The sequence below is a fragment of the Pedobacter superstes genome, assembly GCF_037622515.1.
GTDB classification, from domain to species: Bacteria; Bacteroidota; Bacteroidia; order Sphingobacteriales; family Sphingobacteriaceae; genus Paradesertivirga; species Paradesertivirga superstes.
This window is the reverse complement of sequence record NZ_JBBJCN010000003.1, coordinates 312921-326617: the sequence shown is the minus strand read 5'-3', so window position 1 is coordinate 326617 and position 13697 is coordinate 312921. Positions and strand designations below refer to the sequence as shown.

The 13697-nt window shown below is 38.9% G+C and carries 10 protein-coding genes; 9 read left to right on the top strand and 1 reads right to left on the bottom strand.

Going from position 1 to position 13697, the window contains the following annotated elements; all coding sequences use genetic code 11:
* Positions 1–154: 154 nt before the first annotated feature.
* Both WG906_RS10260 and WG906_RS10255 read left to right on the top strand, forming a co-directional pair.
* Positions 155–1339, top strand: a complete 1185-nt coding sequence (locus tag WG906_RS10260) for a formimidoylglutamase (protein ID WP_339992501.1) — start codon at positions 155–157, stop codon at positions 1337–1339.
* Positions 1340–1414: 75 nt separating this feature from the next.
* On the top strand, positions 1415–2548 hold the full coding sequence (locus WG906_RS10255) for a redoxin domain-containing protein (RefSeq protein WP_339992500.1): 1134 nt from the start codon (positions 1415–1417) through the stop codon (positions 2546–2548).
* Positions 2549–2603: 55 nt separating this feature from the next.
* Here the strand turns inward: WG906_RS10255 and purD are convergent, their stop codons facing one another.
* Positions 2604–3878, bottom strand: a complete 1275-nt coding sequence (purD, locus tag WG906_RS10250; RefSeq protein ID WP_339992499.1) for a phosphoribosylamine--glycine ligase — start codon at positions 3876–3878, stop codon at positions 2604–2606.
* Positions 3879–3951: 73 nt separating this feature from the next.
* On the opposite strand from purD, the gene WG906_RS10245 reads away from it, so the two are divergent.
* The 7 genes from WG906_RS10245 to WG906_RS10215 all read left to right on the top strand — a co-directional run bounded on the left by WG906_RS10245 (position 3952) and on the right by WG906_RS10215 (position 13683).
* The gene (locus WG906_RS10245; protein ID WP_339992498.1) at positions 3952–4461 is read left to right on the top strand and encodes a hypothetical protein; all 510 of its coding nucleotides are present in this window, start codon (positions 3952–3954) and stop codon (positions 4459–4461) included.
* Positions 4462–4662: 201 nt separating this feature from the next.
* Complete coding sequence (gene secA, locus WG906_RS10240) at positions 4663–7971, top strand: preprotein translocase subunit SecA (RefSeq protein ID WP_339992497.1); 3309 nt, start codon at positions 4663–4665, stop codon at positions 7969–7971.
* 62 nt (positions 7972–8033) lie between these two features.
* A complete protein-coding gene (locus WG906_RS10235) occupies positions 8034–9218 on the top strand; it encodes a M20 metallopeptidase family protein (protein WP_339992496.1) in 1185 nt (394 codons plus the stop codon).
* 130 nt (positions 9219–9348) lie between these two features.
* A complete protein-coding gene (locus WG906_RS10230; protein WP_339992495.1) occupies positions 9349–10296 on the top strand; it encodes a hypothetical protein in 948 nt (315 codons plus the stop codon).
* Positions 10297–10347: 51 nt separating this feature from the next.
* Positions 10348–12276 carry a DNA primase gene (dnaG, locus tag WG906_RS10225; RefSeq protein WP_339992494.1) on the top strand — a complete coding sequence of 643 codons (1929 nt, stop codon included), beginning with the start codon at positions 10348–10350 and terminating at the stop codon, positions 12274–12276.
* Positions 12276–12632 carry a YraN family protein gene (locus WG906_RS10220; protein ID WP_339992493.1) on the top strand — a complete coding sequence of 119 codons (357 nt, stop codon included), beginning with the start codon at positions 12276–12278 and terminating at the stop codon, positions 12630–12632. The genes dnaG and WG906_RS10220 overlap by 1 nt, the downstream gene beginning before the upstream one ends.
* Positions 12619–13683, top strand: a complete 1065-nt coding sequence (locus WG906_RS10215; protein ID WP_339992492.1) for a glutaminyl-peptide cyclotransferase — start codon at positions 12619–12621, stop codon at positions 13681–13683. Before WG906_RS10220 ends, WG906_RS10215 begins: the two co-directional genes overlap by 14 nt.
* The last annotated feature ends 14 nt before the right edge of the window (positions 13684–13697 follow it).

The following is a 13697-nucleotide window of genomic DNA, read 5'->3' as shown; positions in this document are numbered from 1 at the left end:
TCTGATCTGCAAGATTAATAGACGATTAGACTTATTTCGATCAACTGACTCATTTGAAAAACTAGTTTCATTTATTAAATTAAATTATAAAGTTGATATTTGGACAAAGGATTAAGGCCCTCAACGCTTATAAATTCCAACTTAATAAAATTAAATGTCTTTAGCCGATTTTTTTTCACCTGTAGATTCTAATAAAGTGGGTGCTCACGAAGAGTTTTTTACCAGTCAGTTAGGTTCGCAGGTTGAAATACATATGCACAGCTTTCCTGATATAGAAACTCAGACTTTTGATATAGCGATTGTAGGGGTTCTGGAAGACAGAAATGCTTTAAATAACCAGGGGTGTGCTTTGGGACCTGATTATGTCAGGGAGAAATTTTATTCTCTTTTTCAGGGAACAAATACTGTAAGGATAGTGGATTTAGGCAATATTAAAGCTGGTAATACCGTTTCAGACACTTATTTTGCCCTGAAAACAGTAGTAGCTGAGCTGATAAAAAAAGATATTGTACCTCTGATTATTGGAGGAGGACAAGATTTGACCTACGCTCAATATCTTGCCTACGAGTCATTAGAACAGAAGGTTGATGTAGTAATTATAGATCCTAAATTCGATTTGGACGATTCGGCAAGGGATACGTCAATCGAAACAACTTCGACATCTTACCTGAATAAAATATTACTGCATCAGCCAAACTACCTGTTTAACTTTAGTAATATCGGGTATCAAACATATTATGTTAATCAGGATAGTTTGCGGGTAATGGAGAAATTGTTTTTTGACATACATCGTCTGGGCGAGTTTTCCGGAAATATATCTACATCCGAACCAATCATCCGGAATGCTAATTTATTAAGTTTTGATATAGCTGCAATTCGCTCTTCGGATGGCGGGGGTAATGCCAATGCCGGCCCTAATGGTTTTTACGGGGAAGACGCCTGTCAGATTTGCCGGTATGCTGGCATGAACGATAAATTAACTTCGATAGGCTTTTATGAATTTAATCCTGCCTATGATACTAATGGACAAACAGCCATGCTTCTGGCTCAAATGATCTGGTATTTCGTGGATGGCTTTTATAATCGTAAAAAGGATTTTCCACTTCAGCCTAAATCTCAATATCTTATCTATCGCGCCTCCTTAAAAGATAATAGTCACGAACTGGTATTTGTTAAAAGCAAGAAAACTGACAGGTGGTGGATGCAGGTGCCTTATCCTGTGGGTACTTCAAAAAATGAGCGTTATCATTTAATTCCATGCAGATACGAAGATTACCAAATTGCCGTTTCTGGAGAGATGCCGGATTTATGGTGGCGCACCTATCAAAAGCTTAATTAATGAAACCTCATGAGCATAATAAAAATGAACTTGCTCATGATAGCTTCATAGCCTGTAAAAAACAATTATATTCAAATGAAAGTTAAAATATTATTTCTGCTTCTGTTCCTGTCGTTTAATGTTTTTGCCCAAAAACAAAAGTTTGAAATACAGGGAAGCGTTGGTCAAAAGCTTCAAAACAAAAAGTTATACTTCACCCGTATTAAGATGTACGGCACGCCAAAGCCTGAAGTTGTGCCTATATCTTTTGTTAATGGAAAATTTTCCATTAAGGGCGAAATTGAAGAGCCTGAGCAAGCTTTCTTATCTTTTAGTCAGGACGCTAAAGCTGATACTGCTTCACTTTCGCTATTAATTGATAAAGGAATTATAAATATTGCTATAGCAGATAAATTGTCTTCTGCTAAAGTTTCAGGATCAAAAGCGGACAAAGATTTTAAAGCATATTTAAGTAAAACAGCACCCAGTACCCAGGGGTTTAATGAGTTTTACGAAATAATGAGACAGAAAGCAATGAACGGCGGTAATCGCGATTCCTTACAGCTTGTATTTCAAAATGCATATGAAAATTATAAAAAAGAAATGCACGATGCGAGGTTAGGTTTTTTAAAGACAAATCCGGATACCTTTATGGGTTTGTTATTGTTGCCGGAGATCGCGGAATATTCTCAAAATTATAAATTGGTAGATTCTCTGTACGATTTGTTGGGCAGTGATATTAAGAAAATGCCATCGGCAAAGATCATTAGTGAGCGTTTTAAAAAGGAAAGAAATCTTGCGGTAGGCGCAACGGCGCCGGTGTTTTCTCAGGCCAGTGTAGAAGGAAAGCAGGTTAAACTTACTGATTTTAGAGGGAAATATGTTTTGTTGGATTTTTGGGCTTCCTGGTGTGGTCCCTGCAGGCAGGAAAATCCTAATGTGGTAAAAGTATATAATCAGTTCAAAGACAAAAACTTCACAGTTTTAGGGATATCATTGGATAGACCCGGAGCTAAATCTGCCTGGCTTAAAGCTATCGAGGATGATAAATTAACCTGGACCCAGGTTTCTGATCTGAATTTCTGGAAGAATGAAGTTGCTGTGATGTACAACGTTACCGGTATTCCTCAAAATTTTCTTCTCGATCCGGAAGGAAAAATAATTGCGAAAAATCTTCGGGGAGAGCAACTTGAGTCAGCGCTTAATGATATTTTAAATAAGAAGAATTGATCGGAAAGATTCAGATAAGAATGAAAAAGCTCTGTCAATGCAGAGCTTTTTCAATTTAAAGTAAATCAAATCCAATATCGGTTCTGAAATATCGTCCGTCATAATATACTCTTCCGGCATCGGCTACAGCTTGCTGAACGGCATCAAACATTGTGTCCTGTAAAGAAGTAATTGCAAGAACTCTGCCTCCGGACGTTCTGATTAAACTGTCATCCAGTGTCGTTCCGGCATGAAAAACATGTGATTCCCGTATATTGTCAAGACCTGAAATAACTTTCCCTTTCATATATTCACCCGGATAGCCGCTTGCAACAAGCATAACCGTTGCTGCGGTCTTGGGAGAGATTATAAGTTCTTTTTCGGCAAGGTTTTCATTTGCAACTCCCAGTAATAAGTCCAGAAAATCACTTTCTATCCTGGGAAGAACACTTTCTGTTTCCGGGTCGCCCATCCTTACATTATATTCTATCACATTCGGCTCTCCGTTATCATTCATCAAGCCAATAAAAATAAATCCTTTAAAAGGAATATGATCCGCTTTTAATCCATGAATAGTTGGAATTACAATTGATTCCTCAACCTTTTTCATAAAAGCAGCATCGGCAAAAGGAACCGGTGATATGGAACCCATACCTCCTGTATTTAAGCCTGTATCTCCCTCTCCAATACGTTTGTAATCTTTAGCTTCAGGCAATATTTTATAACTCTGACCATCTGTTAATACAAAAACAGACAGCTCTATTCCTGTAAGAAACTCTTCGATTACTACTGTGCTGCTGGCTTCACCAAACTTTGCATTCTGCAGCATATCTATTAATTCTGACTGGGCTTCATCCAGGGTCTGACAGATCAGTACACCTTTTCCCGCAGCCAGACCGTCTGCTTTAAGTACAATCGGAAGTTTGTGAGTTTCTAAATATGATAAACCCTCGCTCAAAGAATTAATAGTGAACGAAGCTGACGCAGCGGTGGGAATATTATGTCGCCTCATAAAAGCCTTTGAAAAATTCTTGCTTCCTTCTAGTTGGGCGCCTTGTTGCTGGGGGCCAATTACAGGAATATTTTTTAAATCATCATGGGCAAGAAAATAGTCATGAATTCCTTTTACAAGAGGTTCTTCTGGTCCAACAATTACAAGGGTAATACCGTTATCAATTACAAAGTGACGAATGCCTTTAAAATCTGTCGCTGATAAATTAATATTTTTTCCATATGCACCAGTACCGGCATTGCCGGGTGCGATATATAATTCTTTACAAAGCGGACTTTGAGATATCTTCCAGGCAAAAGTGCTTTCTCTTCCGCCAGAACCAAGTAAAAGGATTTTCATTGCGCAAAGATAAAATTCTATATTGTTAAAGGGAATTAAGAATATTGTAAATCCATTCATTAAAATTTTTGAAATGTTTGATGACGTAGAGAAATTGCCGGTTTATCAAAAGGCTAAGGAAATATTATTTCTGGCAGAGCATATCTGTGAAGCGTTAAAAGATGATGATCAGAGAGAACATATCGAACATCAGATATTAAGTAATGCCATGATAATAGGCTCCAGAATAGCTGGCGCAGTTGGTTGCGACGCGTATTCGCTAAAAATGGAGAATGCTATCAAGATTAAATTCGCCATAAAGGAGATGTTTGAAGGCGTGCTTTTTGCGCATTTAATAAATATAAATCATAACGATTACGTTACTCTGATGCGAAATGCAGTGGAAGAATTCAGGGTTATTTTTATTGCATGGATCAGAACGTTCGATGTCACTAATGATTGCAAAGATGATTGGACTATAAGATATGTGATTGATACTACCGATGATTTTGAAATGAAAATGGTTTCTGAAGAAGGGAAGGATTATAATGATGATGATGATCCTGACACCGACTGGTTTGATTTAGATGATGATGATCTTTGACAGAAGGTATTAAAGGATTTTGAGATGAATATTCAGGTTTGTGAACAGACAATTTTCTGTAGTTAGATAAGTTATTTATTAGAATGATTTTCCCCGCAATTATTCAGCAAATAAAATTAATTTTGCATCCAGTTGTGTCAGATTGGCTTATTGGCAGTGCTGGCGTAATTATTGATTAAAACAGAGTTCATTCTATACAACATGTTAGGTTTTTTAAATAAACTATTCGGTAGCAAGTCCGAACGCGATATAAAACAAATTCAACCTCTGGTTGAACAGATTAAGGCAGAATATCCCAAATTAGCTTCTTTAAGTGATGATGAATTGCGGCAGAAAACAGCTGAGTTTAAAGCTAAAATTAAAGAGGCGCTAGCCGATATTGATAAGCAAATTCATGATTTAAAGGAAGAGGCTGAAGGTCTCGAACTATCCATCCATGATAAAACAGATATTTACGATAAGGTAGATAAACTGGGGAAGGACCGCGATAAGCAGCTTGAAGTTATTTTGCTTGAGATTTTGCCACAGGCTTTTGCCGTAGTAAAAGAAACAGCACGTCGATTTACCGAAAATAAAAAACTTGAAGTAACCGCTTCTCAATTTGACCGCGAGCTGGCTGCACGTAAAAATAATGTACAGATAAAAGGTGATAAAGCTATTCACAGTAATACGTGGCTGGCTGCTGGTACCGAGGTTGTTTGGAACATGATACATTATGATGTTCAGTTGATTGGTGGTATCGTGTTGCATCAGGGAAAGATTTCTGAGATGACCACAGGTGAAGGTAAAACTCTCGTTGGTACATTGCCCGCATACCTTAATGCTCTTGCAGGGCAGGGGGTGCATATCGTAACAGTAAACGATTATCTTGCACGACGTGACTCTGAATGGAACGGGCCATTATTCGAATTCCATGAGTTAAGTGTAGATTGTATTGATAAACATCAGCCAAATTCTGAGGGTCGCCGTGGAGCATATTTAGCAGATATTACATTCGGTACCAATAATGAGTTTGGTTTCGATTACTTACGTGATAACATGACACAGACACCGGAGAGCCTGGTGCAGCGAAAACTGCATTATGCGATGGTGGATGAGGTCGATTCAGTTTTGATTGATGATGCACGTACTCCTTTAATTATTTCCGGACCGATACCACGAGGTGATGAACATGAATTTTATGAGTTGAAACCGCGGATTGAACGTCTGGTGAATGCTCAGAAGGGTTTCGTTAACACTGCTTTAAATGAAGCAAAGAAATTGATATCAGAAGGAAAATCTGGTGTTAGTGACGGTGGTTTAGCTTTGCTGAGAGCGCACCGCGGTTTACCAAAAAGTAAAGCTTTGATAAAATACCTTAGTGAATCTGGTATTAAGCAAATCCTTAATAAAACTGAGAACTACTATATGCAGGATCAGGGTAAGGAAATGCCAAAGGTAGATGAAGAGCTGTTTTTTATCATCGATGAGAAACAAAATCAAGTTGAACTAACCGAAAAAGGAATTGAATTAATTACAGCTTCTGGTGAAGATGTTCACTTCTTTGTAATGCCTGATGTAGGTTCTGAAATCGCCGACATTGAGAAGTCAACACTTAGCACGGAAGAGAAACTTGCCAGAAAAGACTCACTGATGCGCGATTTTTCAGTGAAATCTGAACGTATACACTCTGTTAATCAATTATTAAAAGCATATACTTTATTCGAAAATGATGTAGAATATATCATTGATGAAGGTAAAATTAAAATTGTTGACGAACAGACCGGCCGTGTTATGGAAGGCCGTCGTTACTCTGATGGTTTGCACCAGGCTATAGAGGCTAAAGAGAATGTGAAGGTTGAAGATGCATCGCAAACATATGCAACTATAACGCTTCAGAATTATTTCAGAATGTATCATAAGCTTGCCGGTATGACAGGTACCGCAACAACTGAAGCAGGCGAGTTATGGCAGATCTATAAATTGGATGTGGTTGAAATTCCAACCAATGTTCCGATGCAGCGTAAAGACATGGAGGATAAGGTTTATCGTACCATGCGTGAAAAGTATAATGCTGTAACCGATGAAATTGCCGCGCTAACCCAGGCTGGTCGTCCTGTGTTGGTCGGAACAACTTCGGTCGAGATATCAGAGCTGTTAAGCCGGATGCTTAAACTGAGAGGCGTAAGGCACAATGTGTTGAACGCGAAGTTACACCAGAAAGAAGCGGATATTGTTGCGGAAGCGGGTAAAGCCGGTACTGTAACTATTGCTACAAATATGGCAGGTCGTGGAACTGATATCAAGCTAGGTGAAGGGGTTAAGGAAGCTGGCGGTTTGGCCATTGTGGGTACAGAACGCCATGAGTCTCGTCGTGTCGACAGGCAGTTACGCGGTCGTGCAGGGCGTCAGGGTGACCCGGGTTCTTCACAGTTCTTTGTCTCTCTTGAAGATAACTTAATGCGTTTGTTTGGTTCAGAAAGAATCTCAAACATCATGTTAAGGATGGGAATTGAGGAAGGCGAGGTAATTCAGCACTCCATGATTACCAAATCGATCGAACGGGCCCAGCGGAAGGTTGAAGAAAATAACTTTGGTATACGTAAACGTTTGCTAGAATATGATGATGTGATGAATTCTCAGCGTTCGGTTATCTATGCCAAACGTAAGAATGCTCTTTTCGGCGAACGTCTGGAAGTGGATTTGAACAATACATTTTTTGATACCGTTGAAGACATTATTACTGAATATAAAGAAACCGCAAATTTTGAAGGCTTTAAGTTAGAGCTTATAAGAATATTTTCAATTGATCCTGAAATTGATGAAAATGAGTTTACCAGTTTATCAATAGCAAAGTTAACCGATCGCATGTTTGCAAAGGTTACGGATTACTATCAGCGTAAAATTGAAGTGATCTCTCAGCAAGCCTTCCCGGTACTTAAACAAGTTTATGAGGAACGCGGTGAATTCATCGAGAATATTATTGTTCCCTTTACAGATGGTTTAAGAGGAATGCAGGTTACTACCAATCTTAAAAAATCGGTAGATAGTCAAGGAACAGAAGTGTTCAAGTCTTTCGAGAAAACCGTAGTTCTGGCATTGATAGATGAGGCCTGGAAGGAACATCTTCGTGAAATGGATGAACTTAAGCAATCCGTTCAAAATGCGGTATACGAGCAGAAAGATCCATTGGTTATTTACAAAATGGAAGCGTTTAATTTATTTAAACAGATGCTTGTTACAGTGAATAAGGACGTGGTAAGTTTCTTATTTAAGGGCGGTATTCCATCTCAGCAATCAGAAGAAGTTAGAGAAGCCCGTCCGCAACCCAAGCAAGACCTGTCAAAATTGAAAGTGTCAAAGCCTCAGCTTGCCGCATTAGCAAGCGCCGGGGGAGCTCCGATGGAAGATACACGCGAAATCCAAAAAACAATGCCGGTACGTGCCGAAGTTAAGATTGGAAGAAACGATCCTTGTCCTTGCGGAAGTGGGAAGAAATATAAAAACTGCCATGGTGCAGGTTTAGAATAAATTTGGTGTTATTAAGCTTATTTAGTTTTTAATTTTGATTTTTTAATTCGACTAAACATTAAATGTTAAAAGAGAAAATTCAGGCTTTAGCGGAAAGTATTCACGGCGATGTCATTGATATTCGCCGGCATTTACATCAAAATCCTGAATTGTCGTATGCTGAATATCAAACATCAGCCTTTGTAAAAGCACAGCTTGATGCCCTTGGTATTAAATGGGTCTCAATGGCTGACACGGGTGTAGTGGGTTTAATCAAGGGAGACAAGCCTTCAGAATCTGTGGTAGCACTGCGTGCAGATATGGACGCTTTACCGATTGTTGAAGCCAATGAAGTTTCTTATAAATCTCAGAATGTTGGGATAATGCACGCCTGTGGTCACGATGTCCATACTTCCTCATTACTGGGAGTGGCGCGAATACTTACAGAGCTACAATCCGAATTTGGAGGCACTGTAAAACTGATCTTTCAACCTGCCGAAGAAAAACTTCCCGGCGGTGCAAGCGTAATGATAAAAGAAGGGGTCCTTCAAAATCCTAAACCGCAGGCGGTTATCGGACAGCACGTGATGCCCCTTATTGATTCTGGGAAAATAGGCATTCGGTCTGGTAAATATATGGCCTCGACAGACGAATTGTATGTTACCGTTAAAGGTAAAGGGGGGCATGGTGCCCAGCCACAACAGAATGTCGATCCTGTTGTGATCACTTCACATATAATTATTGCTCTGCAGCAGATCGTTAGCCGTATTGCAGATCCTAAACTTCCAACTGTATTATCCTTCGGCAAGGTAATTGCTAATGGGGCGACTAATATTATACCCAATGAAGTTTACCTAGAAGGTACTTTCAGAACCCTGGATGAAGCCTGGCGTGCGGAAGCGCATAAGCGGATGAAAAAGATGGCGGAAGGCATTGCTGAGAGTATGGGGGCAAGTTGCGATTTTAATATTGTAAATGGTTACCCATTCCTTGTGAATGAAGAAAATTTAACCGCTAAAGTCCGTGAATTTGCCGTAGACTATCTCGGAGAAGACAACGTCATCGATATTGATATCTGGATGGCCGCGGAAGATTTTGCATACTATTCTCAGGTTTCCGATGCCTGTTTCTATCGTCTCGGGATTCGAAACGAGGAAAAGGGAATTACATCATCAGTACATACACCTACGTTTGATATTGATGAAAATGCCTTAAAAACAAGTGTGGGTTTAATGTCTTATACTGCTTTAAGGCAGCTCGGAAATTAAGAAGTGCTGAAAAGCTTCGCAAATGGCCTGCGATAATTCATTCTCAGCATTCGCAACCGAAACTATCATTCAAGTTTAAGGGAGGAAGCTCATGCAAGTTTCATCGCCGATAAAAGCAATTATTCTACAAATGAAAATAATCATCGGAGTAGTACTCCTTTTTATAATAACATACAGCGCTGAAGCTCAGAAAATCCCTCGTTTTAATCCCGACACGGTGCTCACCGTAACTTTTGATACGGTCATAAATATTACAGCCAAAAGACTTAATGTCGAGACCTTTATTAACGAAATGCTGAAAGATACCAGTTTTTATGAGGCTTTCAGTAATATGAAAAAGTACAGTTTTACAGCTGAGAACAGGGTGTTTACATACGATAAAAAGAACAAGGTGGAAGGGAGGGTTTTTCGAAAAATCTACCATAATAATAATGGTCCTTATAAAATGCAGCTTTTAGCAAAGCAGGATAGCGGGAAGCTTTATAAGAAAAATGGTAAGTTCCAGTTATACACAGTGGAAATGTTTGACTACATTTTTATGAATCCATATAATTCTGATTTTGAATCTTCCGCTCCCGCTTCAGGCAAGGCCGGTGGGACTAATGAATCGTATAAGGATAAATTAAAAACACTGATTTTTGCTCCCGGTAGACCTATTAAAGGCGTTCCTATTATTGGGGGGAAAACTCAGATTTTTACAGCAAACATGCGCCAGTATTACAATTATTCTTTTTTTTCAAGCACTTACCTCGATTCTATACCGGTATATAAGTTTACAATTAAAGTTAAGCCTGATATAACGAACTGGACAAAGGATGGATTAATGATAAAAGAATTAACCACCATTTTTGATAAGCGTAATTTCCAGATTCTGGGAAGGTATATTGATATGAAGTATGATAATCTGGCCTTTGATTTTGATGTGCAAATGAATATAGAGCTTGGTTATTTTGATAATGGTGAGGTGTTGCTTCCGACTAAAATAAGTTATCAGGGTGATTGGGACATTCCTTTGAAGAAAGAGGAAAAGGCCAGTTTTTTGATTTTGCATAAGGGATATAAAATAGGTAAGCAGTAAGATTGCTCTAAGCCGAAATTCTTCTTATTTTAAACTCTTGTTTTTTTACTGATGATTGCCAAAGAAACCGTCGATAAAATATTAGAATCTGCCCGTATAGAAGAGGTGGTTGGCGACTTCGTGCATTTAAAAAAGCGGGGAACCAGCTTAATTGGGAACTGCCCTTTCCATAATGAAAAAACTCCTTCCTTTCACGTATCGGTAAACAAGGGCATTTATAAATGTTTTGGCTGCGGTAAAGGGGGCGATTCGACCCGCTTCATCATGGATCATGAGAAATACTCGTATCCGGAAGCGCTTAAGTACTTGGCCAATAAGTACAATATTGAGATTGAGGAGATTGAGGCTTCGCCTGAGCAGCAGGTAGCTGATACCCGAAGAGAGAGTCTTTTCGTAGTTTCAGCCTGGGCGGCCAAATTTTTCAGTCATACCATGTGGGAAACTCAGGCCGGACAAACTATCGGGCTGGGTTATTTTAAGGAGCGTGGTTTCCGTGATGATATTATTAAGAAATTTGAACTCGGTTATTCTCCTGATGAATGGGGAGCCTTAGGCGAGAAAGCGGTTCGCGAAGGGTTTAAAGAAGAGTTTCTTGAGGAGGCAGGCTTATCCATCCGTAACGATAAAGGGGGCTTATATGACCGCTTTCGTGGCAGGGTAATGTTTCCTATCCATAACTTTACAGGAAGAATTATAGGTTTTGGCGGCCGGACTCTTAAAACGGATAAGAACGTACCAAAATATGTAAATTCGCCAGAGAGCGAGATTTATCATAAATCGAATGTTCTGTACGGACTTTTCTTCGCAAAAAAGGCTATACGGGACCTGGATAACTGCTACCTTGTTGAAGGATATGCAGATGTTCTTTCGGTTCAGCAGGCCGGCATCGAGAATGTAGTAGCATCCTCAGGAACTTCACTAACGATAGAGCAGATAAGGCTTATCTCCCGTTTTACAAAGAATATTACTATACTTTTTGATGGAGATGCTGCAGGCATAAAGGCATCTCTGCGAGGCTTGGATATGATTCTAGAGGAGGGTCTGAACGTGAAAGTTGTTCTCTTCCCGGAAGGGAATGACCCTGATTCATATGTCCAGAAATTGGGTAGTTCAGCGTTTAAAACCTTCTTAGAAAAGAACCAGAAAGATTTTATCCTCTATAAAACATCCATCCTTTTAAAAGACGCCGGAAATGATCCTATTAAAAAAGCAGGGATCATTCATGATGTTGTAGATAGTATCGCCAAAATTCCGGATGGAATAAAGGCTTCTGTGTTTGTTCGGGAGTGCAGTTCTTTAATGCAGATCGAGGAGCGGGTCTTAATTGCTGAATTAAACAAATTAAGGCTCAATAAAAATAAAAGAGAAAATAATAAGCCCGAAGCTCCGGCAGGAAGACCTGATGAATTGCCGCCACCAGACGGGTTTCTTGAAGCGGAGAATTATACAGATAACGATGAGTTTCAGGAAAAAGAGATCGTACGTTTATTATTAAACTACGGCCATGAGCTGGTGCATTGGGATGGAATTACAGATACTTACATTGCTCCTTATGTCATTTCAAACCTTGCGGATGTAAGCTTCGATAATCCCCAATGTAAAAGTGTGTTGGAGGAATACAACAAACTTATTGAAAACGGGGAGCTACCTACCGTACAGGATTTTATTAAACACAAAGACCCAAAGATTTCAGAATTGGCTATCTCGCTTATTTCTTCACCTTATAACTTAAGTGAAAACTGGTACGTTAAACGGAAAATCTATGTACGCAATGAAACGGAAAATATGCGTGCAACTATTCTGGGTGGGATATTTCACTTAAAGAAGAGAAAGGTGGACAGAATTCTGAAAAATATCAGACTGGAAATTCAACAGGAAACGGATGAGGATAATCAGATTATTTTAATGCAGCGATATTTAAGGGTTAAGGAGGTCGAAAAAGGTATTTCCGGGTTTTTAGGGTCGGTTATTTTAAAATAATGGCAACTCATAATCTTCTTGGCCAGCAAGGCGAAGTCATCGCCCGAAAATTTCTTGAAGAAATTGCCTATGAAATTCTTGATGAGAATTGGTGTTTTGGTAAAGCTGAAATTGATTTAATTGCCTATCGCGATAAGCGTATTGTTTTTGTAGAAGTAAAAACCCGGTCATCAACCGGATTTGGACAGCCTGAAGATTTTGTAAATGAATCGAAACAAAGACTTTTGCAAAAGGCTGCAGAAGAATACCTTTATCTCATGAATTTCAAAGGAGAAATTCGTTTTGATATTATTTCAATTCTTTTTCAAAAAAATGGTGAATATACACTCAAACATATTGAAGATGCATTTTGGTAAAAGCATAGTTAAAACTTTTTATCTATTTGGGATTATCACGCTGGCATTAACTTCCTGCAAAAGATCTCCAGAAAAGCCCGTATATTTTATTTCACCCATAGAAGGGGGTAATGTAACCCCGGGTGAAACGATCATTCTAAAAACCGATGCAAAGCCGGGTGGATTCGATTCTATTGCCTATTTTATTGATTCAAAATATATCGCAGGTCGTGCAGATACTCAGGGGGTAAAATATTCTGTCGAAGGTTTATCATTCGGTTTACGGGTAATAACGGCCAAAATTTATAGTGGTTCTGATTTTTATGAAGTAAGCTCGAATATTCAACTGCTCCCTTCAAAAGTTCCGGTAATACATAGCTTTAAAATAGTAAATGTTTATCCCCACGATACCACCTCCTATACTGAGGGTCTTGAATTTCATGATGGAGTGCTTTATGAAAGTGATGGCGGATACGCAGATCTTGGAGGATCTAGTTTGAGAAAAACGGATTTAAAAACCGGTAAGATTTTAGCTAAAGTTGATATCGACGGAAAATATTTTGCTGAAGGAATAACTGTGGTTGGTAATAGGATTATTCAATTAACCTATAGAGAAGGGGTTGGCTTTGTTTACGATAAGGAAACCTTCAAAAAGATAGCCGAGTTTCCTTATACAGCAGGCAGGGAAGGCTGGGGATTAGCATTTAACGGCACACAAATTTTAAATACAGACGGAACAAATAATATTTATTTTTTGAACAGAGATACCTATCAAAAGGAAAATACATTGCAGGTATATGATAATAAAGGGCCTGTGAGTAATTTGAACGAATTGGAGCTTGTTGATGGGAAAATTTATGCCAACATATATCTCAAAAGCGACATTGCTATAATAGATCCTAAAACAGGGCTGGTAGAATCTTATATTAATTTAGCGGGTTTGTTGCCTCCCGGAGATCATGTAGAAGGAGTTACCGATGTTTTAAATGGCATCGCCTGGGATTCAAATGGAAAACGCCTCTTTGTTACCGGTAAGAAATGGAACAAACTCTTTGAAATTAAAATTCAGTAGAGAACTCAACTTTA

Coding starts and splice junctions, on each gene's coding strand:
- dnaG (WP_339992494.1), top strand. CDS start 10,348: ATGATTGCCAAAGAAACCGTCGATAAAATATTAGAATCTGCCCGTATA.
- WG906_RS10245 (WP_339992498.1), top strand. CDS start 3,952: ATGTTTGATGACGTAGAGAAATTGCCGGTTTATCAAAAGGCTAAGGAA.
- WG906_RS10255 (WP_339992500.1), top strand. CDS start 1,415: ATGAAAGTTAAAATATTATTTCTGCTTCTGTTCCTGTCGTTTAATGTT.
- WG906_RS10260 (WP_339992501.1), top strand. CDS start 155: ATGTCTTTAGCCGATTTTTTTTCACCTGTAGATTCTAATAAAGTGGGT.
- WG906_RS10220 (WP_339992493.1), top strand. CDS start 12,276: ATGGCAACTCATAATCTTCTTGGCCAGCAAGGCGAAGTCATCGCCCGA.
- secA (WP_339992497.1), top strand. CDS start 4,663: ATGTTAGGTTTTTTAAATAAACTATTCGGTAGCAAGTCCGAACGCGAT.
- WG906_RS10215 (WP_339992492.1), top strand. CDS start 12,619: ATGCATTTTGGTAAAAGCATAGTTAAAACTTTTTATCTATTTGGGATT.
- WG906_RS10235 (WP_339992496.1), top strand. CDS start 8,034: ATGTTAAAAGAGAAAATTCAGGCTTTAGCGGAAAGTATTCACGGCGAT.
- purD (WP_339992499.1), bottom strand. CDS start 3,878: ATGAAAATCCTTTTACTTGGTTCTGGCGGAAGAGAAAGCACTTTTGCC.
- WG906_RS10230 (WP_339992495.1), top strand. CDS start 9,349: ATGAAAATAATCATCGGAGTAGTACTCCTTTTTATAATAACATACAGC.